The sequence below is a fragment of the Aurantimonas marianensis genome, assembly GCF_024195285.1.
In the GTDB taxonomy this organism is placed as follows: Bacteria; Pseudomonadota; Alphaproteobacteria; order Rhizobiales; family Rhizobiaceae; genus Aurantimonas; species Aurantimonas marianensis.
In genome coordinates, this window is record NZ_JALHBS010000016.1 from 17,954 (window position 1) to 41,900 (window position 23,947).

The following is a 23,947-nucleotide window of genomic DNA, read 5'->3' on the forward strand; positions in this document are numbered from 1 at the left end:
GGGAAAGCGCCTGCCGTCCATCCCGCGCCGAAAATCGGCTCGTCACAGCGTTGCGGCAACCAGGACGGACAGCGAAAGCGCCAGCCCCGCGGCTAGGTTGAAGCCCCGGTTCCAGACCAGTCCGACGCGATGGGCGCTGGTGTGGCCGAGCCGGGCGACGATCAGCGTCGTGGCGGTGAAGGGCGAGGAAGCACCGGTGAGCGCCCAGCCCGCGGTCAGCGCGACGACGATCGCGTTCGGCGAAACGCCCATGGCGGCGGCGGAGGGAAGCAGCGGCGCAAACAGCGACACCGACAGGATCGGGTTCATGCCGATCTGGCCGAGCAGCGGGATGACCCAGACCAGCGCCACGAGGATCAGCGGGCCGGGCAGCGCGTCGAGGCCGATCGGCTGTCTGTCGAGCAACGGTTCAAGCAGCGCGCTGCCCGCCGTTCCGATGAATCCCGCCATCACCAGGAGGACAAGCTCGAACTGGTAGGACGGCACCTCTGCGAGCGCAATGTTGCGCAGGCGGGCGAGCGTGCGCCGGCTCGCGCCTTCCGGCCCCCGCGCCTGGATGAACAGCCAGGCGACGGCGATCGCCGGAACCAGCAGCATGACGACGGCGATCATTCGAAGGCCGGTCAAAAGTTCGAGGGCGGCGACGCCGCCGAACAAGAGCAGGAGCAGCGCCAGCAGCGGTTTCAGGTCCCGCCAGCCGCCGATCGGACCGGTGCGCCGAGGCGCGGGCTGTGACAGTTTCGGCTTGTACAGCGAATCCAGCACCCAGCCGACGAAGGTCACCAGAATGGCGTTGAGGATCGCGAAGCCCGCCGCGCCGCTCCAGGAGGAACCGGGGATGATCGAGGTCGTGATCGCCATGGCGAAGGCGAGCGGCGACCAAGCCAATGTGGCGACGAAGCCGCGCTGGATGGCCTGCAGCATCCGCCGGTTGCGGATCTCGCGAATCTCGGCGTTGGCCTCGCGGCTGGCGATGCTTTCGGTGAGTCCCCCGAGCAGCGAGATGGCGCCGTAGTTGAGGATCAGGGCGAAGAGATGCCCGCCGATCGTCAACGCCAGATAGCGCTTGCCCGGCGGCTGACTGGCCAGATACTGCCCGCAGCGCGCGATCGCCGGCGAGGTCGAGGCCGGATTGCGCAGCGAGGCGAGGGCGATGAAGAACGCCGCGATGAACGCGGCCTGTTCGAGCCCGCGCGCAACCACCTCTCGCCTGTCGGGTCGCGACAGGATGGTCGTCGCGACAAGTCCGATGCCGACGGCGACGAAGGCCTGCCGCGAGGGGCGCGCGCGGGGTGTGGCAAGCGCGAGAAACGTGAAAACGCCCACCGACCCGACCAGCGAGGCCGCCTCGCTGCCGGTCCATTCGCGCAGCAGGACCGCGGCGGCGGTGATGATCAGCACGACGCCGATGATACGGTCGATCACGAGCGGCGAAACTCCGGATTTGGCGAGCGGCGGGATTCGTTTCCTTCTCTTAGCATTTTCGTGGCCCGCGTCACGGCAAAGCTTGCGCGCCGCTGTCGGCCGGGCAGCGGAGCGCGGCGGCGAGGGCAGTGATGGATTTGTCAGGCGCCGCCTACGGCGTTATGAGGCGCGATGGCCTACACCGTCGCCGCCTTCTACCGCTTCGTCCCGCTCGATGATCTGCCGGCGCAAAAGGCGGCGCTCGCCGCCTTTTGCGCCGAGCGCGGGGCACGCGGCACGATCCTGCTTGCGCCGGAAGGCGTCAACGGCACCATCGCCGGCACGCAACAGGCGATCGCCGCGATCCTCGAGGAACTCGACCGCCGCTGCGGCATCAGGCGCGGCGAGGTGAAATTCTCCGAAGCCGCTGCCTGGCCCTTCGCGCGGTTGAAGATCCGCATCCGGCCGGAGATCATCACCCTGCGCGCGCCCGAGGCCGATCCGTCGTCGCAAGCCGGCACCTATGTCGAGGCGCCGGACTGGAACGCGCTGATCGCCGACCCGGATGTCATCCTCGTCGACACGCGCAACCGCTACGAGACAAAGGTTGGCGGTTTTGCCGGCGCGATCGATCCCGGCATCGACAGTTTCACCGGGTTCAAGGACTTCGTCGAAACGCGGCTCGACCCGTCAAAGCATCGCAAGGTGGCGATGTTCTGCACCGGCGGCATCCGCTGCGAAAAGGCGTCGGCCTACATGCTGTCGAAGGGGTTTAAGAGCGTCTTCCACCTCAAGGGCGGCATCCTGAAATATCTCGAGGAAGTGCCGGAATCCGATAGCCGCTGGCAAGGCGATTGCTACGTTTTCGACAGCCGCGTCGCGGTCGGCCACGGACTTGCGGCGAGCGGATGGGCCGCCTGTTTCGGTTGCGGCGCGCCGCTCTCGCCCGCTGATCGGGCTTCGCCGGCCTTCGAGGACGGCGTTTCCTGCCCGCATTGCATCGACCGGCTCACCGACGAGAAAGCCGCGGCGCTGCGCGAGCGCCAGCGGCAGATGACGGCGCGCGAACCGGCGGACTGATGGTCGTTCGCCGGGTCAGCCGGCCAGCGCCTCTCTCGCGTCGACCATGTCGCGGCCCAGCGATTCGGCGACCGCCCGGTTGGTGATCTGGCCGCGATGGACGTTGAGCCCGTGCATCAGATGCGGGTCGGCGAGCAGCGCGTCCAGCTTGCGGTTGGCGAGCGAAAGGCCGAAGGGCAGCGTCGCGTTGTTGAGCGCATGGGCCGAGGTGATCGGAACGGCGCCCGGCATGTTGGCGACGCAGTAATGGACGATGCCGTCGACCTCGAAGGTCGGCTCGGCATGGGTCGTCGCGTGGGAGGTCTCGAAGCAGCCGCCCTGGTCGATGGCGACGTCGACGAGGACGGCCCCCTTTTTCATGCCGGCGAGCATCTCGCGGGTGACGAGCTTCGGCGCGGACGCGCCCGGTATCAGCACGGCGCCGATCACCGCGTCGGCGGCGAACACCTCTTCCTCGATGGCGGTCTTGGTCGAATAGCGCGTATGGACGCGGCCGGCGAAGAGGTCGTCGAGGTCGCGCAGTCGCGGGATCGAGCGATCGAGGATCGTCACGTCGGCGCCGAGGCCGATCGCCATCTTGGCCGCTTCCTTGCCGACGACGCCGCCGCCGATGATGACGATCTTGCCGGGGGCGACGCCGGGAACGCCGCCGAGCAGCACGCCGCGTCCGCCATGGGCCTTTTCCAGCGCGCGCGCTGCGGCCTGGATCGACAGGCGGCCCGCGACCTCCGACATCGGCGCCAGCAGCGGCAGGCCGCCGCGCCCGTCGGTGACGGTCTCGTAGGCGATCGCGGTGACGCCCGAGGCCAGCAACCCCTCGGTCTGCCTCGGGTCCGGCGCGAGGTGGAGATAGGTGTAGAGGATCTGGCCCTCGCGCAGCTGCGCCCACTCGTTCGGCTGCGGCTCCTTGACCTTCACCACCATGTCGGCGGACCGGAAGATCTCCGCCGCATCGGCGGCGATCGCCGCGCCCGCCGCCTCGTAATCGGCGTCGCCGGCGTCGATGCCCGCCCCGGCGCCCGTCTCGATCAGCACATCATGGCCCTGGGCCACATATTCGCGCGCGGCCGAAGGCGTCAGGCCGACGCGATATTCGTGATTCTTGATTTCTTTCGGGCAGCCGACGCGCATGATGGTCCTCCTCGGGGCGATCGCGCGATCGTGCCGCGATGGGGCTGCAATGTCCTCTCGAAATGGGATGGTTCGACGGCGGCGTTAGCAAGGACCTTGCGCCAACAGCCCGTCAGGCGCAAAAATCCCGCGCATGGAGCCGTTCGATCGATTCGACCTTGCCATCATGCGCGCCTTGGAGCGCGAGGGGCGGCTGGCGAACAACACCCTCGCCGAACGGGTCGGCCTGTCGCCGTCGGCCTGCTCGCGCCGGCTCGACCGGCTGGAGGCGACCGGCGCGATCCTCAGCTATCACGCGCGCCTGTCCAACCACGTCCTCGGCCATCCGATCACCGTCGTCGTGCATATCTCCCTGTCCGGCCAGAGCGAGCGCCAACTGGCCGAGTTCGAGGCGGCTGCGAAGCGCTGCCCCAACGTCGTGGTCTGCTTTCTGATGTCCGGCGAATACGATTATCTGCTGCGGATCGCCGCGCGCGATCTCGCGGATTACGAGCGCATCCACAAGACCCATCTGTCGGCGTTTCCCCATGTCGTTCGGATCAACTCGTCCTTCGCGCTGCGCGAGGTGCTCGATCGCTCGACGGTGCGGATCGACCCGGGCGTGTGAGCCGGGGGCGATCGCTGCCTCTCAGCCTGCAGCCACTTCGGCGACGTCCGTCGGCCCGGCCGCCGCCGCCCGCGCATGCGCGGCGAACACCCGGCCGACGCCGATGAGGATCGGCCGGTCAACGCCGATCTGAGCGACGATCGCGCCGAGGCTGGCGAGCGTGCCGGCCGCCTTGGTTTCATCGTCGCGGGAGAGATTCGCCGCGACCGCCACCGGCGTCGTCTCCGGCAGGCCGTTGGCGATCAGCCGCGCGGCGATTTTCGACGCCATCCGGCCGCCCATGTAGAAGATCGTCGTCGCATGATCGTCGGCCAGCGCCCGCCAGTCGAGATCCTCCGGCAGGTCGCCTCGCTTGGAATGCCCGGTGACGAAGCGCACCTGTTGGGCGCGGTCGCGGTGGGTCAGCGAGACCCCGAAGCTTGCCGCCAGCGCCGAGGCGGCGGTGATGCCCGGCACGATGGCCACCGGAATGTTCTCGCGATGCAGCTCGTTGAGTTCCTCGCCGGCCCTGCCGAACACCGAGACATCGCCGGATTTCAGCCGCACCACATGCTTGCCCGCCTTGGCGAACTGCACCATCATCCGGTTGATGTCTTCCTGCCGGCAGCTCTCGCGGGCGGCGCGCTTGCCGACCAGCATGCGCTTGGCTTCGCGACGGGCGAGTTCCAGAATGTCGTCGGAGACGAGATCGTCGAACAGGATGACGTCGGCCGCCTGCAGCGCGCGCACGGCTTTCAGCGTCAGCAATTCGGCTTCGCCGGGGCCTGCGCCGACCAGGGTGACGCGACCGCCGGCCTCTGGCGAACGGGCGAGACCGCCGACGAAGTCCTGGGCATCGCGCTCGGCGTTCGCGTCCGGCGCCCGGGTCGTGAAGGCACGGTCGGAAAAGCGTTCCCAGAAGGCGCGGCGCAGCGGGCCCGGCGCGAGGCGGTCGACCACCTCGGCGCGGAGTTTCGACGCCAGCGCCGCCCAGCCGGCAAGCGCCGGCGGCAGCAAGGTCTCGATGCGCCGGCGGATCGCCTGGCCGAGGATCGGCGCGGCGCCGTCGGTGGAAATGCCGATGACCACAGGCGAGCGGTTGACGATCGAGCCGAAGCGGAAGTCGCAGAAGGCCGGCTTGTCGACGACATTGACCGGAACGCCCGCCGCGCGCGCGGCGCAGGCAAAGGCCTGCGCCTCGGCGTCCGCCTCGACATCGCCGACGGCGATCGCCGCGCCGGCGAAGATGTCGGTCGACCACGGCCGGTCGTGATGGAGGATGCGACCCGAAACCGGCGGCGCGGCCAGAAGCGCGACCATCTCGTCGTCCAGCGCCTCGGTCGGCGCATAGAGGTCGACATGCGCCCCGGCCGAGGCCAGCAGTTCCGCCTTCCACGCCGCACCCTCCGAGCCGCCGGCCATGACCACACGCTTGGCCGCAAGATCGAAGAACACCGGCAGGCTGGCGAGTTGCCCCATGCGCGCCGGACGCGAAGGCTCACGCTCGCCGATCCCATCGTCGGAGCGGGCGTCGTGGATGAACGGGCGCTCGGCCATATGGTCGTCCTCGTTGAGGTACAGCTTGCAGTCACTCTGCATAAGCCGTGAGCGGTCGGCAAGGCGAGGCCAGATTTTGCGCATTTGGTCGCGAAATGAGGTCAGTCTTTCGTCTGTAGGGTCGGCGCGGCAAGATGGCGTGCTCTCAGCGGCCGCCTCCTCTCTTATCGAGACGGTCGGCCCAAAATCTCCGCCATGATGTCGTGTCGCTTGTCGCCACCGCTCGGTCGATATATCTTCTTGCTATATAGCATTCGGAGGTTTGGAATGAGCACGGCGAAAGTCTTCTGGTCGGGGCGTTCCCAGGCGGTCCGGCTTCCCAAGGAGTTTCGGTTCGCCGGCGAGACCGTGCGGATCCGGCGGCACGGCAGCGCCGTCATCCTGGAACCCGTGGAGCAGGACTGGAAGTGGCTCGACGATCTGATCGGCCCCGTGGACAGTGATTTCCAGAGCGCGGCCAAGGCGCGCCCGACAGAGGAACAGGAACGCGATTTCAGCGTCTTCGAATGAAATTCCTGCTTGATACCAACGCGGTCATCGCCGTTTTGAAGGGCAATGCCGACGTTTTTGCCAGGCTCAAGCGACATCCGCCTGATCGCTACGCCATCTCCGTCGTCGTCGCGCACGAACTCTATTACGGTGCGTATAGGAGCGTCCGGGTTGGGGAAAATCTGGCGCGGTTGGATGAATTGCGGTTCCCGGTCCTCGAAATCGATCCGGAAGACGCGCGGCAGGCCGCGCGGATTCGGGCGAAACTCGCAGTCGTCGGATTGCCGATCGGACCCTATGACGTCCTCATCGCGGGGCAGGCGATGGCGCGCTCATTGACGCTCGTCACGCACAACCGGCGCGAGTTCGAACGCGTCGAAGGCCTCCGAGTGGAAGATTGGGAGGCCTGAAGAGGGCCGCCCCCAAAACTCTGGCCCGCCATGGTTCTCGACCAGCGTGGTCTGTGGCGCCAAGCCGTTCCCAGAACTCCGCTCCCTCCGTCACCGGAGCGGACGCGCCCCGCCTCCGCGCCGTCATCCTCGGCCGCAGGCCGGGGATCCATGCCAAGCCGGTGCCACCGCCAAACCGTTGCCGAAAGCCCGCCCCTTTCTTCACTGCAGCGGACACGACGCGCGTGGAGACATGGATCCCCGCGCAAGCGCGAGGATGACGAGGCTCAAAGGTCGGCGGCCTTCTTGCACCGGGGAGACGAAGAGACCGTTGGCCTTCTCAAAACCCCTACCGCCCGAAAAATTTCTCCCCACTCTTTTCCGCTCCCGCATAATCCCCTCACCGCCGGCCCACGGAACGGGCGCGAATGATCACCGGGATCGTTCGTTGGGCCAAGGGGAGAAATCCCCGGCGGTGCGGTGTCCGCGACGGGGCTTCTTCCGGAGAAGCGCCGGCCCGGACGGCCCTTTGCTCCCGCCGGACCGTCCCCCACTGATGAGGGGTCCGTGGTCTGGGTCCACTTGAACGCCCCCGCCAGGGGCGTGAAGATCCGGCAGCGCGCGCAAGCCCATGAGAAAGGCGGGGTTTGCGTGTCGAAGGGTTGCTCAGATACCGCGCGGGATGCCGGAGGCGAACCGTATGACGTAAAACAGTCGGAGGGTTCGCCTCCGGCGTCCCGCCGCTCGTCAGGGCGGCATCCATACTCGCGACGGAAGAAGGAACGATCAGTTTCGGGGAATGCCAGAACCGGCCGCAAACGTGGCGCGGGCGATGACGCGCGTCCTCACTGGGAGACTTGAATGGAAGCGAAGCGGCGACGACCGTCGCTAATACGGCAGCCCGACATAATTCTCGGCCAGCGCCGTCTGCGCCGCTTGCGAGCCGGCGAGATAGTCGAATTCGGCTTCCTGGATGCGCTGGGAGAAGGTGCCCTCCTCGCCGAACATGTGGATCATCGAGGTGAACCACCAGGAAAACCGCTCGGCCTTCCAGACACGGGCAAGCGCCGTCTCGGAATAGGTCTTCAGCAGTTGGTCGTCCTTGTCGCGATAATGGGCGATCAGCGCCCGCGACAGATAATGGACATCGGAGACCGCCAGATTCAGTCCCTTGGCGCCGGCCGGCGGCACGATATGCGCGGCGTCCCCGGCCAGGAACAGCCGGCCGTGGCCCATCGGCTCGGCGACGAAGGATCGGAGCGGCGCGATCGATTTCTCGATCGAGGGCCCGCGCTTGAGGTGAGCCGCGACGGCCACGGGAAGCCGCGCCTCGAGTTCGTCGAAGAAGCGTTCGTCCGGCCAGTTGGCGACATCGTCGCCGGCGTCGCACTGGAGACAGTAGCGCGACAATTGCGGACTTCTGAGCGAGCAGAGCGCGAAGCCGCGCGCATGATGGGCGTAGATCAGCTCGTCCTGGATCGGCGGCGTCCGGGTGAGGATGCCGAGCCAGCCGAACGGATAAACCCGTTCGAAGGTCCGCAGCAGATCGGCCGGAATGGTCTGGCGGCAAACGCCGTGGAAGCCGTCGCAACCGGCGACGTAATCGCATTCGAGGCTGTGCTCGCCGTCCACGGTATGGAAGGTCACGAACGGCGCGTCGGTGGCGATGTCTTGCGGCCGCACGTCCTCGGCCCCGTGGATGATCGGGACGCCGGCCTCGTCGAGCGCGTCGTAAAGGTCGTGCGTGAGCTCGGTTTCGCCGTATATGGTGACGGTCTTGCCGGTCAGGTCGCGAAGCGGGATGTGCAGCACTTCGCCGCGCCAGGCGATGTCGAACCCGTCATGGACGAGTCCCTCGCGGTCGAGACGGCCGCCGACGCCGGCTGTCCGCAAGATGTCCGTGGTGGCTTTTTCTAGCATGTCGGCGCCCATGCGCGACAAGACGTCGTCGCGGCTCCCGCGTTCCAGGACGACGCTGTCGATCCCCGCCCGGTGAAGGATGAGCGCCAGCAGCAATCCGGCGGGGCCGCCGCCGATGATGGCGACGCGAGTGCGTTCCAGATGTCTCATGAGACGCTCCATAGGTCGGCGCTGCGGCTGTTCATCGAGGCGGTGCGCACGACGGCGGGCCGGCTCGGCCTGACCGGCCTGAGTCGGTCGCGAGCGCCGGTCAGTCCTCGACCAGGATCGTGCCGGCGACCGCGATGCCGAAGCCGGTGAGGCCGACATAGGCCCGCTCATGCGTCGCCAGCACGGAGATCGACCGGATGTGGAGGTCGCGCAGGATCTGGGCGCCGACGCCGATCTCACGCCAGCGCTGCTGGCGTTTCAGCGCGCTGCCATGGCGTTCGCCGTCGGCATGGTCCGCCACGGCATCCTCGGTGAGGAAGTCGTCGACATTCGGTGTCCTGAGCAGCATCAGCACGCCGCGCCCGTGGCTTTTCAGCTGGTCGACGGCGATTTCCACCCATGTCTTTGCATCACGGGTACGGCCGAACAGGTCGAGTACCGGCTGCTCGCGATGGATGCGGGTCGGCACCTTCTCGCCGTCGCGCACGTCGCCGAAGACGGCGACGACATGCTGCATCTGGTCGAAGGGGGTCTCGTAGATCCGCACCTGGGCGGCCATGCCGCCGACGGTCATTGCTTCCTGCTTGACACAGGTGACGAAGGATTCCCGCCGGATGCGATAGGAGATCAGGTCCTCGATCGAGATGATCTTCAGGCCGTGCTCGCGCGCGAAGGGAACGAGCTCAGTGAGGCGCTTGACCGTGCCGTCGTCATTGACGACTTCGGCGAGGACGCCGGCGGGCTCCAGCCCCGCGAGCTTGGCAAGGTCGGTGCCGGCCTCGGTATGGCCGGAGCGGGTCAAAACGCCGCCGTCCCGCGCGATCAGCGGGAAGATGTGGCCAGGCCTGAGAAAGTCGGTCCCGGCGCAATTGTCGTTGGCCAGCGCCCGCACGGTGTTCGTGCGTTCCTCGGCGGAGATGCCCGTCGTCATGCCGACCTTGTAGTCGACCGAGACGGTAAAGGCGGTGCGCATCGGGTCGAGATTGTTGGCGACCATCGGCGGCAGGTTCAGCTTGTCGGCCCGCTCGGCGGTCATCGGCACGCAGATGATGCCGCTGGTGTGGCGGATCATGAAGGCCATCCGCTCGGGCGTCGCCTTCGACGCCGCCATGATCAGGTCGCCCTCGTTCTCCCGATCGGTGTCGTCGACGACGACGACCGGTTCTCCCGCCGCGATCGCCGCGATCGCGTCTTCGATGCTGTCGAGTTCCATGCCTGTCCCCGCTAGATCCTACAGGCGTCCTAAGCCGAAGCGGCGCGCCGTTCAATGCCGCCCGAAGCGGCGTCAGCCGCGGCCGCGATAGGGCGGCACGCCCTGATCCGGCAGGTAGACGCCTTCGGGTGCCGGGCCGGTCTGCCAGAACACGTCGATCGGGATGCCGCCGCGCGGATACCAGTAGCCGCCGATCCTCAGCCAGAGCGGCTTCGTCGCCTCGACGATGCGCCGCCCCACCGTGACGGTGCAGTCCTCGTGAAAGGCGCCGTGGTTGCGGAAGCTGGTAAGGAACAGCTTCAGCGATTTCGATTCCACCAGCCTCTCGTCAGGGGCGTAGTCGATCACCAGATGGGCGAAGTCCGGCTGCCCGGTGACCGGACAGAGCGAGGTGAACTCCGGACAGGTGAATCGGACGATGGCCGGCGCCCCCGCCCCGCGCCGATAGGGCACGGTTTCCAGGACCGCTTCGTCGGGCGAGGCGGCCGGGCGCGCGTCGCGGCCGAGCTGTGAGAGATCGTCTGGTTGGACCATGGGGCTTCCAATCGGAATGCTGGCGTGGATCGCAGCCATGTAGATGGATCGGCCGGCGGTTGGTAGAGGAGGCGGGACGATCAGCGGCCGCGCGTATCTGATCGTGTTTTCCGCGCGCGCTCGGCAAAGGAAGACCATGCCTCCCGGTCCTTCGACCGGCGGGAGCTGCCGGCGTGTGATGAAAGCGGTTATCGTCCGGCCATCGCAACCAACATCGGAGTCCCAGAAGCATGAGCGATTCGATTCTGCGCGTCGATTTCAAAGGCCATTCCGGCGGCGCCCTTTCGGCGCGGCTCGACCTGCCGCTCGGAGCGGTGCGCGCCTATGCGCTTTTCGCGCATTGCTTCACCTGTTCCAAGGACCTTCTGGCCGCGCGGACCATCGCCGATCGCCTGGCCGGGCAGGGCATCGCCGTCCTGCGTTTCGATTTCACCGGTCTCGGCGCCAGCGAGGGTGAATTCGCCTCCACCAACTTTTCCTCCAACGTCGCCGACTTGAAAAGCGCCGCCGACTATCTTCGAGCCAATTTCGCGGCGCCGGAAATCCTGATCGGCCACTCGCTTGGAGGCGCCGCCGTTCTCGCCGTCGCCGGAGACATTCCCGAGGTCAAGGCGGTGGTGACGATCGCGGCGCCCGCAGATGCGAGCCATGTCGAAAAGCAGTTCGCGGCCCATGTCGACGCCATCGAGGCGGAGGGGGCGGTTGCCGTGAAACTGGCTGGCCGTCCTTTTACCATCCGGCGACAGTTTCTCGAAGACATTCGCGGTACCCGCCTGACCGATCGCATCGGGGCGATGCGCAAGGCGCTGATGGTGATGCATTCGCCGGTCGACGAGTTGGTCGGGATCGACAATGCCAGCGCGATCTTCACCGCGGCGCGCCACCCGAAGAGTTTCGTGTCGCTGGACGGCGCCGATCATCTGTTGACCAAGCGCGCCGACGCCGGGTTCTCGGCCGAGGTCGTCGCCGGCTGGGTGACCCGTTACATCGATCCGGAACAGCCCCAGGGCAAGACGGCGATCGAGCATGTGGGGGTGCGAGAGACCTTCGGCGGCAAGTTCCAGAACGCCGTGCATGCGGGACGTCACCGGCTGCTGGCCGACGAACCGGAAAGTGTCGGCGGGCTCGACAGCGGCCCCTCGCCCTACGATTTCCTTTCGGCGGCGCTGGCGAGCTGCACCTCGATGACGCTACGCATGTACGCCGACCGCAAGAAGCTCGATCTTGGCCGGATCACGGTCGATGTTGCGCACCGAAAGATACACTTCAAGGACTGCGAAACCTGCACGGAGACGGAGCGCGGGCAGGTCGGCAAGATCGATCAATTCACCCGCCGCATCCACATCGAGGGCGGCGTGCCGGATGAATGGGAAGCCAGGCTCCTGGAAATCGCCGACAAATGCCCGGTTCACCGCACGCTCGAGGCATCCTCGACGGTGACGACGACGCTGGTCGATGCCGACGCGGCGACGCGCGATGCAGCGGACGCGATCGATCGCCCCGAGGCCGCTGTCGGAACCTGATCCGACGGCGGCAGCGGGTATCGGCGTCGCGATCGGCTTCAGCCGCTCGGCGGCAACCGGTCCCGTGCATCGCCGCCAGCCTGACGCCAGCGCACTTCATCCTGATAAAGCGCCTGCCATTCATTGGCTTCCGCCGCTGTGCGGTCCAGCTCGATGCGTGCCTGACGCAGCCGCAGCCGCAGCATCATCACCACGACGGAGACGATGACGATCACCAGAAACAACCCGCCGACGAGGATCTCGCGTTTGAGCGGATCGGCGATCGGCTCGGTGATGGGGATGGTGGCCATTGCGAGAAACGCCGCCGCGAGGAAGACCAGCAGGCTTCGCGACAGGAGCAGCGACAGGAGGGCGAGGATCAGACCCATCACGGCGATGGATGGATGGGCCGCCGCCGTCACCTCGATATCGCGCCACCACGCCGTGGCCAGCGCCAGGATTCTGTCGGAGGTCATGCCTGTCATCCCCATTTGTCGGCGGCGCGGTTCCGCGCCGGACACCGGCCGCCGATCTTATCGCGAACGGGCGACCTTATGAACCGCGAGAGCTTTGCCCGCTCGGCGGAACGGCAGGGGCATTACTCGGCCGGATCGGAATCCTCGGCGAGCTCCTGCTCCGCCGCGACGGCCGGCTGCCGGGTGAAACCCTTGATCCCCGCATGCTGGTTGCGATCCCGCTCGATCTCGACCGGCGAGGTCGCATAGGCGGTCACGAGTTCGGCCAGCGAGCGCAAGGCGTGCACATGGATGCGCTCATAGCCGTGCGAAGCGTCGACGCCGAAGGTGATCAGCGCCGTGCGAACATCGTGGCCCGCCTCGATCGCGGAGGCTGAATCGGAGCGGTAGAAACGGAAGATATCCTTCTGGTAGCGGATATCCTCTTCCTGGCAGAGCCGGACGAGCTTCTTGGTCAGATGGTAGTCGAACGGGCCGGTCTGGTCCGCCATGCCCACCGTGACGCCGAATTCGGAGGAGTTCTGGCCCGGCGCGGAGGTGCCGTTGTCGACAGCGATCATCGACGCGACGTCGGGCGTCAGGATCGAGGCAGCGCCGACGCCGACCTCCTCGGCGATGGTGAACAGCCAGTGCATGTCGACGGGCGTCACCGCCCCGGCGCGCTCCATCGCCTCGATCGCGGCGAGCATGACCGCGACGCCGGCCTTGTTGTCGAGGTGGCGCGAGACGATGAAGCCGTTATCGAGAAACTCCGGCTGCGGGTCGATCGCGACCGTGTCGCCGATCTCGATGCCGAGCGCCTGCAGTTCGCGCGCGTCGCGGCCTAGCGCGTCGACCCGCAACTCGACGAAATCCCAGCCGACCGGAAGCGTGTCGACTTCCTCGTTGTAGGTGTGGCCAGAGGCCTTGAGCGGCAGGATCGTGCCGCGATAGGTGCCGGAATCGGTAAACAGCGTCGCGCGCGCCCCCTCGGCGAAACGCGCCGACCAGTGGCCGATCGGCACGAGTTCGAGCCGGCCATTCTCCTTCAGTCTCTTGACCTGGGCTCCCAGCGTATCGAGGTGGCTGACGATCGCCCGCGCCGACGCCCGCCGCGAACCCTGCCTGAGCGCCGAGATCGCGCCGCGCCGGGTGAGTTCGACCGTCAGGCCAAGGCGCTCCAGCTCCTTGGCGACATGGCGAACGACCGTATCGGTGTAGCCGGTGGGGCTGGGGATATCGAGAAGCGCCTTCAGCTGGTCCGTCAGATACTGCGCATCGATGGCAAGCCTTGGCACTTAGTCGTCCTTCCTGGATTTGCGTTTTTGCGTTCTGGCGGCGCGCACTGAAAACGGAATCGACATGGGAAACAAGAGGTCGACAAAACGCTCGGCCGTCGGCTGCGGCTCATGATTGGCCAGTCCCGGTCGTTCGTTCGCTTCGATGAAGACGTAGTCGCTCTGGCGCGGCGACTTGACCATCAGGTCGATCCCCGTCACCGGAATCTCGATCGCCCGGGCGGCGGCGACGGCGGCATCGACGAGAACCGGATGCACCTCCCCGGTAACGTCGTGGATCGTGCCCCCGGTGTGCAGATTCGCGGTCTTGCGGACGGCGATGCGTTCGCCTTTCGCCGGAATGTCGTCCATGGCGTGCCCGCCATTTTTCACGCAGCGCTCGGTTTCCGCATCAAGCGGCACCCGGCTTTCGCCGCCGGTCGCCGCCGCGCGCCGCCGCGACAGATGCTCGATCAGCTGGCGCACGCTCGATCTGCCGTCGCCTGTTATGCTTGGCGGCTTGCGCAGGGCGGCGGCAACCAGGCGATAGTCTATCACGATCAGCCGGAGGTCGTGACCTTCGAAGCAGGATTCCAGCAGCACCCGGTCCGATTGCTCCCGCGCCGCCGTGATGGCGGTCTTCGCATCCTCGACGGTTTCGATGCCGACGGCGATGCCGCGCCCCTGTTCGCCCCGCGCCGGCTTGACGACGATCTGTCCGTGCCGCGCGATAAAGGCGGCCAGCTTCTCCTCGTTGCCGTCCGCTTCGATCTGCTCGGGCACCGCGACGCCGGCGGCCTCGACCATGCGGCGGGTCACCGATTTGTCGTCGCAGATCGACATCGCGATGGCCGAAGTCAGTTCCGACAGGCTTTCGCGGCAATGGATCGTGCGGCCGCCCTGGGTCAGGCGGAAGAAGCCGCCGGCCGCGTCGGTCACTTCGGCGTGGATTCCCCGCCGCCGCGCCTCGTCGACGATGATCCGGGCGTAGGGATTCAGGCTGTCGTAGTCGGCGCCCGAGCCGGTGAACAGCTTCTCGTTGATCTCGTTCTTGCGCTTCACGGCGAAATACGGAACCCGGTAGAAGCCGAGCTTGTCGTAGAGCGCGATCGCCAGCTCGTTGTCGTGCATGACCGACAGGTCCATGAAGGCGCAGCCCCGCGCCTGAAAATGTTCGGCGAGCCGGCGTACCAGCGCCTCGCCGATGCCCGGATGGGTGGCCTGCGGGTCGACCGCGAGGCACCAGAGCGAGGAACCGTTCTCGGGGTCGGCGAAGGCGCGCCGGTTATGGATGCCCGTGACCGTGCCGAGGATGGCACCGGTGTTTTCGTCCTCGGCGACGAAATAGGTCAGGGCCCGGTTGTCGCGATTGGACCAGAAGAAGGCCGGATGCACCTGCACCATGCCGCGGCTCTGGTAGATGCGGTTGACCTCCGTCGCATCCTGCTCCGAGGACAGGCGACGAATGAAATAGCCGCGTGGCCGGCGCGGATCGCTGCGATAGGTGGCAAGATCGAGACGATAGGTGTGCGAGGGATCGAGAAACAGCTCCTGCGGCGCGTGAGAGAGCAGCACATGCGGGTCGCGCACGTAGAACGCGATGTCGCGCCGATCGGGGCCTTCCTCGCGCAGACTGCGCACCAGCTCCGTCGGCTCCTCGAAGGTCTGGGCGAAGACCAGCCGGCCCCAGCCGCAATCGAGATAGGCGTTTTTCTCCGCTGACGGCAGCTTCGGATTGTGCCGGCCGATCGGGGCCTTGATGCCGTCGGTGCGCATCCGTTTCAGCCGGTGATCGATATTGGGCTGTGTCCGGGGCCGGTGATCTGCCATCGTGGCGCTAGATCCCTTGCTGCTGGAGCCAGAGTTCGAGAAGCGCGACCTGCCACAGTTCGGAGCCGCGCAGCGGCGTGATGTGGGCGGCCGGATCGGCGAACAGCGTCTCGAGATAGTCCCCGCGAAACAAGCCGCGCGATCTGGCGTTTTCGGAGGTCAGCGTATCACGCACCATGTCGAGATAGGGGCCGGAGATGTATTTGAGCTGCGGAACCGGGAAATAACCCTTCTTGCGGTCGATCACCGCGGACGGGACGACCTGACGGGCGACTTCCTTGAGGACGCCCTTGCCGTCCTGCTTCAGCTTCTCGGACGCCGGCACGCGCGCGGCGAGCTCGACCAGTTCGTGATCGAGGAAGGGCACACGCGCTTCGAGGCCCCAGGCCATGGTCATGTTGTCGACCCGCTTGACCGGATCGTCGACCAGCATGACGTGTGCGTCGATCCGCAGCGCCTTGTCGACGGGGTTTTCCGCGCCCGGCATGGCGAAATGCCGCTCGACGAATTCGCGGCTGACGTCGGTTTCGGTGTGCCATTCCGGCGCGATGTGGCTTTGCAGGCGCTCGTGCGAGCGGTCGAAGAAGGCATGGCTGTAGGCGGCCAGCGAATCATTGGCGCCGACCATCGGCGGATACCAGTGATAGCCGCCGAAGATTTCGTCGGCGCCCTGGCCGGACTGGACCACCTTGATGTGCTTGGAGACCTCGCGCGACAGGAGGTAAAAGCCGACATTGTCGTAGGAGACCATCGGCTCCGACATCGCCGCGATCGTGCCGGGCAGATGCTCCATCAGTTCCGAGCCGGGCACGAAGATCTTGTGGTGCTCGGTGCCATAGTGATTGGCGATCAGGTCGGAGAATTCGAACTCGTTGCCGACCTCGCCATTGGCGTCCTCGAAACCGATCGAAAAGGTATTGAGGTCCTTCTGCCCGGCTTCGGCCAGAAGCCCGACGATCAGCGAGGAATCGACGCCGCCGGACAGGAGAACCCCGACCGGAACGTCGGCCACCATGCGGCGGGCCACCGCCGTCTTGAGCGCTTCCAGCACCCTATCGCGCCAGTCGTCGGCGGACAGCTTGTCGTCGCCGGGGCGGGGGCCGAATTCTGGCGCCCAGAACACATCGTCGTGGAAGCTGCCGTCCGCCTCGATCAGCCGGGTCGTCGCCGGCGGCAGCTTGCGTACGCCCTTGAGAATCGTCAGCGGCGGCGGCACCACCGCGTGGAACGTCATGTAGTGGTGCAACGCCTCGCGGTCGATCGTGGTGTCGACATCGCCGGTCTTCAGGATCGCCGGCAGCGACGAGGCGATGTAGAGGCGTTCGGCGTTCTGCGAGAGATAGAGCGGCTTGATGCCGAAACGGTCGCGGGCGAGCAGCACGCGGCCGCTGTCACGCTCGTGAATGGCGAAGGCGAACATGCCGTGAAAACGCTTCACGCAATCGCGCCCCCAGGCGTGATAGGCCTTGAGGATGACCTCCGTGTCGCCATGCGAAAAGAAGCGATAGCCCTTGCCTTCCAGCTCCTTGCGCAGTTCCGGATAGTTGTAGATGCAGCCGTTGAAGGCGATGGTCAGCCCGAGTTCGGGGTCGACCATCGGCTGTTCGGCCTTGTCGGAAAGGTCGATGATTTTCAGGCGCCGGTGGCCGAGGCCGACCCGGCCGCGCATCACCTGGCCCGAGCCGTCCGGGCCGCGCCGGGCCAGGCAATCGCCCATGCGCTGAAGCCGCTCGGCCGAGGCCTTTTGCCCGTCGAACCGGATCTCACCGCAGATGCCGCACATTTTACCTCCGAACCGTCACGTCCCGCGCCGCAGGCCCGCATGGACGGCCTTCGGTGCAATTTCCTGATCCGAGACCATATAGGCAGCGACCGGCAACATGAACCGCAACGGCCGAATTTCTTCCGCGCCGCAAAAAAATCCCGCGAGAGGTGATTCGCCGGGATGGAAGCCCTGTCGCATCAGGCTCGGCCGTTCCGGCCGGCGGTGGCCGGCGCGCCCGTCCGCTCGATCGCAAACAGGGTTTGAATCGGCCGGCTATCTTCTTTAACACTGCGCCCGGGAGGAATGGCATGGACGATGAAATCGATGGCACGGACTTCCCTGGCTGAGCGGCAGGACATTCATAATTCCGAGGGTCCGGCGCTTTGCCGTGCCTGCGAGGCGCGGCATCGCGGCATCTGCGGCGCGCTCACGCCGAATCAACTCGTAGCGCTCAGCAAGCATACGGCGAGACATGCCTATGGCAGCGACGAGGAACTCGCCGCGACCGGAGACGACGTTCGCCGCTATGCCAACATCTTGAGCGGGGTCGTGAAATTGACGCGGCTGATGGCCGACGGACGGCAGCAGATCGTCGGATTACAGTTCGCGCCCGACTTCCTGGGCCGCCCCTTCAAGCGCCAAAGCGACGTCTCGGCCGAGGCTGCGACCGACGTGAGCGTATGTTCCTTTCCCAAGAGCGTCATCGAAGGCATGATCGACCAATCGCCGGAGCTCGGGCACAGGCTGCACGAACAGGCTTTGAAGGAACTCGATGAGGCCCGCGACTGGATTCTGACGCTCGGCCGCAAGTCCGCGACGGAGAAGGTCGCAAGCTTCCTCTACCTGATCGCGTCCCATGTCGACCCTGAGCATAAGGCCGAGGACGGTCCGATCTGCTTCGAATTGCCGCTCAAGCGTGCCGACATCGCCGATTTCCTCGGCCTCACCATCGAAACCGTCAGCCGCCAGATCACCAAGCTGCGGAAGGTCGGGACGATCGTCGTCGAGCACAACAGGACCGTCACCGTCCCCGACCTGCGCCGGTTGCGGGAGTGCTGCGAAGTCGACCGCTAGGAATCGGCGTCTCGGCGGCGCGGATCGCCTGTTTCACACCGCCTTGGAATAGCGGAACGCCGATGTCTGCAGATGCGCGTCGAACCGGGCGGCGACGATTCGCGTGAAGGATCGGGCCTCGTACGGGATGACGAAGCGGTCGGCGTCGAGGCGGCAGAGCCCGTCGGCGTCGCTCGCGGCGATCAGGCGGGCTTCCGCGATGTAGGGCGCGGCCGCCGCCCCGAATCGCGCTTTCAGATCGGCAAAGGAAACGGCGAAGTCGCACATCAGCCGTTCGATCAGATGAGCGCGGATGCGGTCGTCATCGCTGAGCCGATAGCCGCGCCCGACCGGAAGGCGGCCGGCTTCCAGTGCGGCGCGATAGGTTGCGGTCGGTACGATGTTCTGCACATAGCCGTCGCGAAACCGGCCGATCGATGAGGCGCCGAGCCCGATCAGCGTCTCGCATGCATCTGTCGTGTAGCCTTGGAAATTGCGATGCAGCGTGCCGGTCCGAGCGGCTTCGGCGAGCGTGTCGTGGGGCAGCGCGAAGTGATCGATGCCGATCGCCGCGTAGCCGGCCGCGACCAGCGCCGCCTCGGCGAGGCGCGCCTGGCCGAAGCGCTCCCCCTGATCCGGCAGATCCTCGTCCCGGATCATGGTCTGGTGCTTCTTCAGCCACGGCATGTGGGCATAACCGAACAGCGCGATGCGGTCCGGCTCGAGATCGACGACCTTGTCCAGGGTTGCGGCCAGTCGCTTCTCCGTCTGCAACGGCAGGCCGTAAAGGGCGTCGATATTCAACGAGCCGATGCCGATCGCGCGCAGGCTAGCGACGATTTCGCGGGTCAATTCGAAGCTCTGCGGCCGGTTGATGGCGGCCTGCACGGCGGGATCGAAATCCTGAACGCCGATGCTCGCCCGCGTCATGCCCAGCGCGCTGAGACCGGCCAACGTGTCGTCGGTAACGTCGGACGGGTCGATCTCGACGCTGATTTCGGTGGCGGCATCGATCGTGAAGGCTTCGCGAAGCGCGTCGGACAGGCGCCGGAAGTCGCCGGAGCGCATCAGGCTGGGGGAACCACCGCCGAAATGCAGTTGCGCCACCGGCACGGCAAAGCCGACCGCGCGAGAGATCAGCGCGATCTCGCGCAGCAGCGAATCCACATAATCGGCCACCGGCGCGTACTGCCGGGTATGTTTGGTGTGGCAACCGCAGAACCAGCACAGCCGGTCGCAATAGGGAACGTGGATATACAGTGAAACGCGCTTGTCGCCGGTGATCCCGGCCAGCATGTCGGGCAGCAGGTCCGCGCCGAGGTCCGGCTGGAAATGCGGCGCCGTCGGATAGCTCGTATAGCGGGGAACCGGCTCGCTGTAGCGCCCGAGAATCGCTGCCGAATCACGCATGGCCGCCCCCTTCGATCTGTTGCACGAGCGGAACGATGTGGGCCTTCTCGAAGGTGATGTGGCGCCGCATGCCTCCAAAGAATCCACGTAGCATATAGCCGAGGGCCTCGGGGTTGCGCGGTTCGAGTCCGCCGATGAAGCCGACGAGCCCTTCCGCCAACTCCTCGGCGAACATCTCGTCTTCCCAATGCTCGAAACGAAGGTCGTTCAGCGCTTCGCCGATGGCGGCGTCCGTGGCAAAGCGCGACTTCAGCAGCGGGAACAGAACGGTTTCCTCGAAATCATGCGCGCGGCGCACAGTCGGGCTGACACTTCGCGCCACATGCAGCGCGTCCTGCCGATTCACTTTGTCGGGGAGGCGGTCGGCAATCTCCTCCAGGCGGTCGCACAGGTCCGACAGTACGCTGAAATGACCGTTGAGCCGGACCACGAGGCTCTCGCCGCCAATGAAAGCGCCGGCACCGACCGACCGCAAGGAGGCGGCTCCACGCCCGGTCGCGCGTCTGGCTTGTGCTCTGGATCGCATTTCTCGACTCCGGTGGCGATCATCGTCCGACCATTCATAGAGGGCGGCGACCGCCCAACTCCTTGATCGAGGTCAAAGCGGAGGCCTTTCGACGCTGGCAAAGAGCCCGCGGGCGTCGCTGCGCAATTGGCCGGGTTTGGGTGCGCCGTGAGGGATATTGGAGAACATTGGTCATGAAGAATCAGGTTGAGGCGATCCTTGTCGGCCTGGCGGCGCTAGTGGCGCTGCTCGGGGCGGCCGTCGCCAGGGATGCGCTGTTCGAGGCGCATGCCTGGGTGCTGTTTTTCGTGCTGGCAGTCGCCACCGTCATCTTGCTGCGCCGTATCGAATTCGTTGACAAGCAAGCTATTGCCGAAGCGAAACAGATTCCGCTGAAGGCAACCGATGCCGGCTATGCCGACGACGTCGTGCGCTACGGCGTCATCGCGACCGTGTTCTGGGGGATCACGGGATTCCTGGTCGGTGTTGTCGCCGCGTCGCAGCTCGCCTGGCCTGATCTCAACGTCGAGCCCTGGCTGAATTTCGGCCGGCTTCGCCCGCTGCACACCTCCGCGGTGGTGTTTGCCTTCGGCGGCAACGCGTTGATCGCCACGTCATTTTATGTCGTCCAGCGTACCACCCAGGCGCGGCTGTGGGGCGGCAATCTCGCCTGGTTCGTTTTCTGGGGCTACCAGCTCTTCATCGTTCTGGCGGCGACCGGCTATCTGCTCGGCATCACCCAGAGCAAGGAATACGCCGAGCCCGAATGGTATGTGGATCTGTGGCTCACCGTCGTCTGGGTCGCGTATCTCGCGGTGTTCATGGGCACGCTGATCAGGCGCAAGGAACCGCATATCTACGTTGCCAACTGGTTCTACCTCTCCTTCATCGTCACCGTCGCGATGCTGCACGTCGTCAACGGGCTTTCGATGCCGGTCTCGCTGCTCGGCGCCAAGAGCTATTCGGCCTTCTCGGGCGTGCAGGACGCGCTGACCCAGTGGTGGTACGGCCACAACGCCGTCGGCTTCTTCCTGACCGCCGGTTTCCTCGGCATGATGTATTACTTCATTCCCAAGCAGGCGAACCGGCCCGTCTATTCCTACCGGCTGTCCATCATCCACTTCTGGTCGCTGATCTTCCTCTATATCTGGGCAGGCCCGCATCACCTCCATTACACGGCTCTGCCAGACTGGGCGCAGACGCTCGGTATGGTCTTCTCCGTCATGCTCTGGATGCCCTCATGGGGTGGCATGATCAACGGCCTGATGACCCTGCAGGGCGCCTGGGACAAGCTGCGTACCGACCCGATCCTGCGCATGCTCGTGATCTCCGTTGCCTTCTATGGGATGTCGACCTTCGAAGGGCCGGTGATGTCGATCAAGGCAGTCAACTCGCTCAGCCATTATACCGACTGGACCATCGGCCACGTGCACTCCGGCGCGCTCGGCTGGAACGGTCTGATCAGCTTCGGAGCGATCTACTTTCTGGTTCCGAAGCTCTGGCACCGCCAGCGCCTCTACAGCCTGCGGCTCGTCAACTGGCACTTCTGGCTCGCGACGCTCGGCATCGTAATTTATGCCGCGGTGATGTGGGTGTCGGGCATCATGCAGGGCCTGATGTGGCGGGAGTACGACGACCAGGGTTATCTGGTCTACTCCTTCGCCGAGACCATCGCCGCCATGTATCCCTACTATGTGCTGCGCATGCTGGGCGGGTTGCTCTACCTCACCGGCGCGCTGGTCATGGCCTTCAACATCTACAAGACGATCCGTGGCGACGTGCGGGTGGAGGCCCCTATGGGCCGCCAGACAGCCGCCGCGCAGCCGGCCAGCTAAAGGGGACGAGTAATGAGCAAGAAAGACGACGACTCCGCGCTGAAGGGCGCGCTCCCGGAGGTCAAGGCCGATCCTATTGCCCGCGGCATCTTGTCCCACCACGGCAAGATCGAACGCAACGCGACGCTATTGCTGGTCCTGTCGCTGCTGGTCGTCAGCATTGGCGGCGTCGTCGAGATCGCGCCGCTGTTCTACCTCGAGAACACGATCGAGAAGGTGGAGGGCGTGCGGCCCTATTCCCCGCTCGAACTGGCCGGCCGCAACATCTACATCCGCGAGGGGTGTTACACCTGTCACAGCCAGATGATCCGCCCGTTCCGTGACGAGGTGGAACGCTATGGCCCGTACAGTCTGGCGGCGGAGTCGATGTACGATCATCCGTTCCAGTGGGGGTCGAAGCGTACCGGGCCGGATCTGGCCCGGGTCGGCGGCCGCTATTCGGACGAATGGCAGGTCCGGCATCTGATCGACCCGCGCTCGGTCGTGCCGGAATCGGTCATGCCGACCTACGCCTTCCTTCTAAAGGAGCTGGTGGTGGAGGACCCGGCTGGCCATCTGATCGCCAACCGCCGCGTCGGCGTGCCCTACACGGATGCGATGATCGAGAACGCCAGGGCCGACTTGCGCGCCCAGGCGGACCCGGAGGCCGACACGGCGGCGCTCCTGGAGCGCTATCCCAAGGCGGTGGTCAGCAATTTCGACGGGGATCGGCAAAAGCTGACCGAAATGGATGCGCTCGTCGCCTACCTGCAAATGCTTGGAACGCTGGTCGACTTCGCGGCCTACAAGCCTGAACTCAACGACCGGTAAGGGGCGAACGATGGATTTCGAATACCAGAGCATGCGCACTTTCGCCGACAGCTGGGGGCTCCTCTACCTGACGCTCGTCTTCGTTGCCGTCGTCGTCTGGGTCCTGAGACCGGGCGCTCGCAAGGCAGCCGACGAAGCCGCACGCATTCCGTTCAAGGAGGATTGATCGATGGCGGAAGACAAAGACATCGACGCGGTGACGGGCGTCGAGACCACCGGCCATTCCTGGGACGGCATCAAGGAACTGAACAATCCGATGCCGCGCTGGTGGCTGTGGACCTTTTACGCCACGATCGCGTTTTCCCTGGTCTACACGGTGCTCTATCCGGCGTGGCCGCTGGTGAACTCCGCGACCCAAGGCGTTCTCGGCTGGTCGAGCCGCGCCGATCTGCGGGAAGAGATGACGCTGGCCGACGCGCTGAATGTCGACCGGATCACCGCCATCCAGACCTCGGCGGTTTCCAAGGTCGCCGCGGACCCCGATCTGCGCCAGTTCGCGATCGCCGCCGGGCGGGCGGCCTTCAAGGTCAATTGCGTGCAATGCCACGGCTCCGGCGCCCAGGGCGGCCCGGGCTATCCCAACCTGAACGACGACGCCTGGATCTGGGGGGGCAGCCCGGAGGAAATCTACACCACCATCCTCCATGGCGTGCGCTACGGCGATGACGACGAGACCCGGGTTTCGGAAATGCCGGCTTTCGGCCGGGACGGCATTCTCGAACGCGATCAGATCGCGGCCGTGACGGCCTATATACGCACACTCTCTGGCCAGGAAGCGGACGCAGGGGCCGCGGAGCGCGGCGCGACGGTCTATGCGGACAATTGCGCCGCCTGTCACGGCGAGACTGGCGAGGGTGTGCGTGAGCTCGGGGCGCCGCGTCTCGATGACGCGCTGTGGCTCTATGGCGGCAGCGAGAGCGCCATCATGGCCCAGATCAGCGTGCCGCAGCATGGTGTCATGCCCGGCTGGGGTAGCCGTCTGGGCGAGGTCACGGTAAAGCAGCTCGCCGTCTATGTTCATAGCCTTGGCGGCGGCGAATAGGGGCAGCCTC

General features: G+C 65.9%; 22 protein-coding genes. 10 read left to right on the top strand and 12 right to left on the bottom strand.

Annotated features, from left to right (window positions below):
• Positions 1–42 precede the first annotated feature (42 nt).
• Positions 43–1,425 carry a hypothetical protein gene (locus MJ956_RS02520; protein WP_253962905.1) on the bottom strand — a complete coding sequence of 461 codons (1,383 nt, stop codon included), beginning with the start codon at positions 1,423–1,425 and terminating at the stop codon, positions 43–45.
• A 171-nt stretch (positions 1,426–1,596) separates the two neighbouring features.
• On the opposite strand from MJ956_RS02520, the gene trhO reads away from it, so the two are divergent.
• On the top strand, positions 1,597–2,484 hold the full coding sequence (gene trhO / locus MJ956_RS02525; protein WP_253962906.1) for an oxygen-dependent tRNA uridine(34) hydroxylase TrhO: 888 nt from the start codon (positions 1,597–1,599) through the stop codon (positions 2,482–2,484).
• Positions 2,485–2,499: 15 nt separating this feature from the next.
• Here the strand turns inward: trhO and ald are convergent, their stop codons facing one another.
• Positions 2,500–3,615 (bottom strand): alanine dehydrogenase, encoded by a 1,116-nt coding sequence (gene ald, locus MJ956_RS02530; protein WP_253962907.1) that lies wholly within the window; start codon positions 3,613–3,615, stop codon positions 2,500–2,502.
• A 133-nt stretch (positions 3,616–3,748) separates the two neighbouring features.
• On the opposite strand from ald, the gene MJ956_RS02535 reads away from it, so the two are divergent.
• Positions 3,749–4,222, top strand: coding sequence for an Lrp/AsnC family transcriptional regulator (locus MJ956_RS02535; protein WP_253962908.1), 474 nt, complete (start codon positions 3,749–3,751; stop codon positions 4,220–4,222).
• A gap of 21 nt (positions 4,223–4,243) precedes the next feature.
• On the opposite strand, the gene cysG is transcribed toward MJ956_RS02535, so the two are convergent.
• Positions 4,244–5,680 (bottom strand): siroheme synthase CysG, encoded by a 1,437-nt coding sequence (cysG, locus tag MJ956_RS02540; protein ID WP_253962973.1) that lies wholly within the window; start codon positions 5,678–5,680, stop codon positions 4,244–4,246.
• A 345-nt stretch (positions 5,681–6,025) separates the two neighbouring features.
• Between cysG and MJ956_RS02545 the strand changes: the two genes are divergently transcribed.
• Together MJ956_RS02545 and MJ956_RS02550 are read left to right on the top strand one after the other, a co-directional pair.
• Positions 6,026–6,268 (top strand): antitoxin, encoded by a 243-nt coding sequence (locus MJ956_RS02545; protein ID WP_253962909.1) that lies wholly within the window; start codon positions 6,026–6,028, stop codon positions 6,266–6,268.
• Entirely contained in the window at positions 6,265–6,657 is a 393-nt protein-coding gene (locus MJ956_RS02550; protein ID WP_253962910.1) for a type II toxin-antitoxin system VapC family toxin, read from the top strand. The genes MJ956_RS02545 and MJ956_RS02550 overlap by 4 nt, the downstream gene beginning before the upstream one ends.
• A gap of 867 nt (positions 6,658–7,524) precedes the next feature.
• On the opposite strand, the gene pobA is transcribed toward MJ956_RS02550, so the two are convergent.
• The 3 genes from pobA to queF all read right to left on the bottom strand — a co-directional run bounded on the left by pobA (position 7,525) and on the right by queF (position 10,453).
• On the bottom strand, positions 7,525–8,706 hold the full coding sequence (pobA, locus tag MJ956_RS02555; protein ID WP_253962911.1) for a 4-hydroxybenzoate 3-monooxygenase: 1,182 nt from the start codon (positions 8,704–8,706) through the stop codon (positions 7,525–7,527).
• A gap of 100 nt (positions 8,707–8,806) precedes the next feature.
• A complete protein-coding gene (ribB, locus tag MJ956_RS02560) occupies positions 8,807–9,919 on the bottom strand; it encodes a 3,4-dihydroxy-2-butanone-4-phosphate synthase (protein WP_253962912.1) in 1,113 nt (370 codons plus the stop codon).
• Positions 9,920–9,991: 72 nt separating this feature from the next.
• Complete coding sequence (gene queF, locus MJ956_RS02565; RefSeq protein ID WP_253962913.1) at positions 9,992–10,453, bottom strand: preQ(1) synthase; 462 nt, start codon at positions 10,451–10,453, stop codon at positions 9,992–9,994.
• A gap of 230 nt (positions 10,454–10,683) precedes the next feature.
• Between queF and MJ956_RS02570 the strand changes: the two genes are divergently transcribed.
• Positions 10,684–11,976 carry a bifunctional alpha/beta hydrolase/OsmC family protein gene (locus MJ956_RS02570; protein WP_253962914.1) on the top strand — a complete coding sequence of 431 codons (1,293 nt, stop codon included), beginning with the start codon at positions 10,684–10,686 and terminating at the stop codon, positions 11,974–11,976.
• 38 nt (positions 11,977–12,014) lie between these two features.
• Here MJ956_RS02570 and MJ956_RS02575 read toward each other — a convergent pair whose 3' ends face one another.
• From MJ956_RS02575 to MJ956_RS02590, 4 genes are all read right to left on the bottom strand, one after another.
• Complete coding sequence (locus MJ956_RS02575; RefSeq protein WP_253962915.1) at positions 12,015–12,431, bottom strand: hypothetical protein; 417 nt, start codon at positions 12,429–12,431, stop codon at positions 12,015–12,017.
• A 122-nt stretch (positions 12,432–12,553) separates the two neighbouring features.
• Positions 12,554–13,708, bottom strand: coding sequence for an osmoprotectant NAGGN system M42 family peptidase (locus MJ956_RS02580; RefSeq protein ID WP_253962916.1), 1,155 nt, complete (start codon positions 13,706–13,708; stop codon positions 12,554–12,556).
• Positions 13,709–15,517, bottom strand: coding sequence for an N-acetylglutaminylglutamine synthetase (gene ngg / locus MJ956_RS02585; RefSeq protein ID WP_253962917.1), 1,809 nt, complete (start codon positions 15,515–15,517; stop codon positions 13,709–13,711). It abuts the gene before it with no gap.
• Between the two features lie 7 nt (positions 15,518–15,524).
• On the bottom strand, positions 15,525–17,300 hold the full coding sequence (locus MJ956_RS02590) for an N-acetylglutaminylglutamine amidotransferase (protein ID WP_253962918.1): 1,776 nt from the start codon (positions 17,298–17,300) through the stop codon (positions 15,525–15,527).
• A gap of 306 nt (positions 17,301–17,606) precedes the next feature.
• Between MJ956_RS02590 and MJ956_RS02595 the strand changes: the two genes are divergently transcribed.
• A complete protein-coding gene (locus tag MJ956_RS02595; protein WP_253962919.1) occupies positions 17,607–18,356 on the top strand; it encodes a Crp/Fnr family transcriptional regulator in 750 nt (249 codons plus the stop codon).
• 33 nt (positions 18,357–18,389) lie between these two features.
• Here MJ956_RS02595 and hemN read toward each other — a convergent pair whose 3' ends face one another.
• Together hemN and MJ956_RS02605 are read right to left on the bottom strand one after the other, a co-directional pair.
• Positions 18,390–19,745, bottom strand: coding sequence for an oxygen-independent coproporphyrinogen III oxidase (gene hemN / locus MJ956_RS02600; RefSeq protein WP_253962920.1), 1,356 nt, complete (start codon positions 19,743–19,745; stop codon positions 18,390–18,392).
• The gene (locus MJ956_RS02605; protein ID WP_253962921.1) at positions 19,738–20,175 is read right to left on the bottom strand and encodes a hemerythrin domain-containing protein; all 438 of its coding nucleotides are present in this window, start codon (positions 20,173–20,175) and stop codon (positions 19,738–19,740) included. Before MJ956_RS02605 ends, hemN begins: the two co-directional genes overlap by 8 nt.
• A 269-nt stretch (positions 20,176–20,444) precedes the next feature.
• Here MJ956_RS02605 and ccoN point away from each other — a divergent pair, with 269 nt between their 5' ends.
• From ccoN to ccoP, 4 genes are read left to right on the top strand one after another with little or no spacing between them, the layout of a single operon-like run.
• The gene (gene ccoN / locus MJ956_RS02610) at positions 20,445–22,085 is read left to right on the top strand and encodes a cytochrome-c oxidase, cbb3-type subunit I (RefSeq protein WP_253962922.1); all 1,641 of its coding nucleotides are present in this window, start codon (positions 20,445–20,447) and stop codon (positions 22,083–22,085) included.
• A 12-nt stretch (positions 22,086–22,097) separates the two neighbouring features.
• Positions 22,098–22,895: a cytochrome-c oxidase, cbb3-type subunit II gene (ccoO, locus tag MJ956_RS02615; RefSeq protein WP_253962923.1), complete on the top strand. Its 798-nt coding sequence runs from the start codon at positions 22,098–22,100 to the stop codon at positions 22,893–22,895.
• Positions 22,896–22,905: 10 nt separating this feature from the next.
• Positions 22,906–23,061 carry a cbb3-type cytochrome c oxidase subunit 3 gene (locus MJ956_RS02620; RefSeq protein WP_206453642.1) on the top strand — a complete coding sequence of 52 codons (156 nt, stop codon included), beginning with the start codon at positions 22,906–22,908 and terminating at the stop codon, positions 23,059–23,061.
• Positions 23,062–23,064: 3 nt separating this feature from the next.
• Positions 23,065–23,937 carry a cytochrome-c oxidase, cbb3-type subunit III gene (ccoP, locus tag MJ956_RS02625; RefSeq protein WP_253962924.1) on the top strand — a complete coding sequence of 291 codons (873 nt, stop codon included), beginning with the start codon at positions 23,065–23,067 and terminating at the stop codon, positions 23,935–23,937.
• Positions 23,938–23,947: the final 10 nt, after the last annotated feature.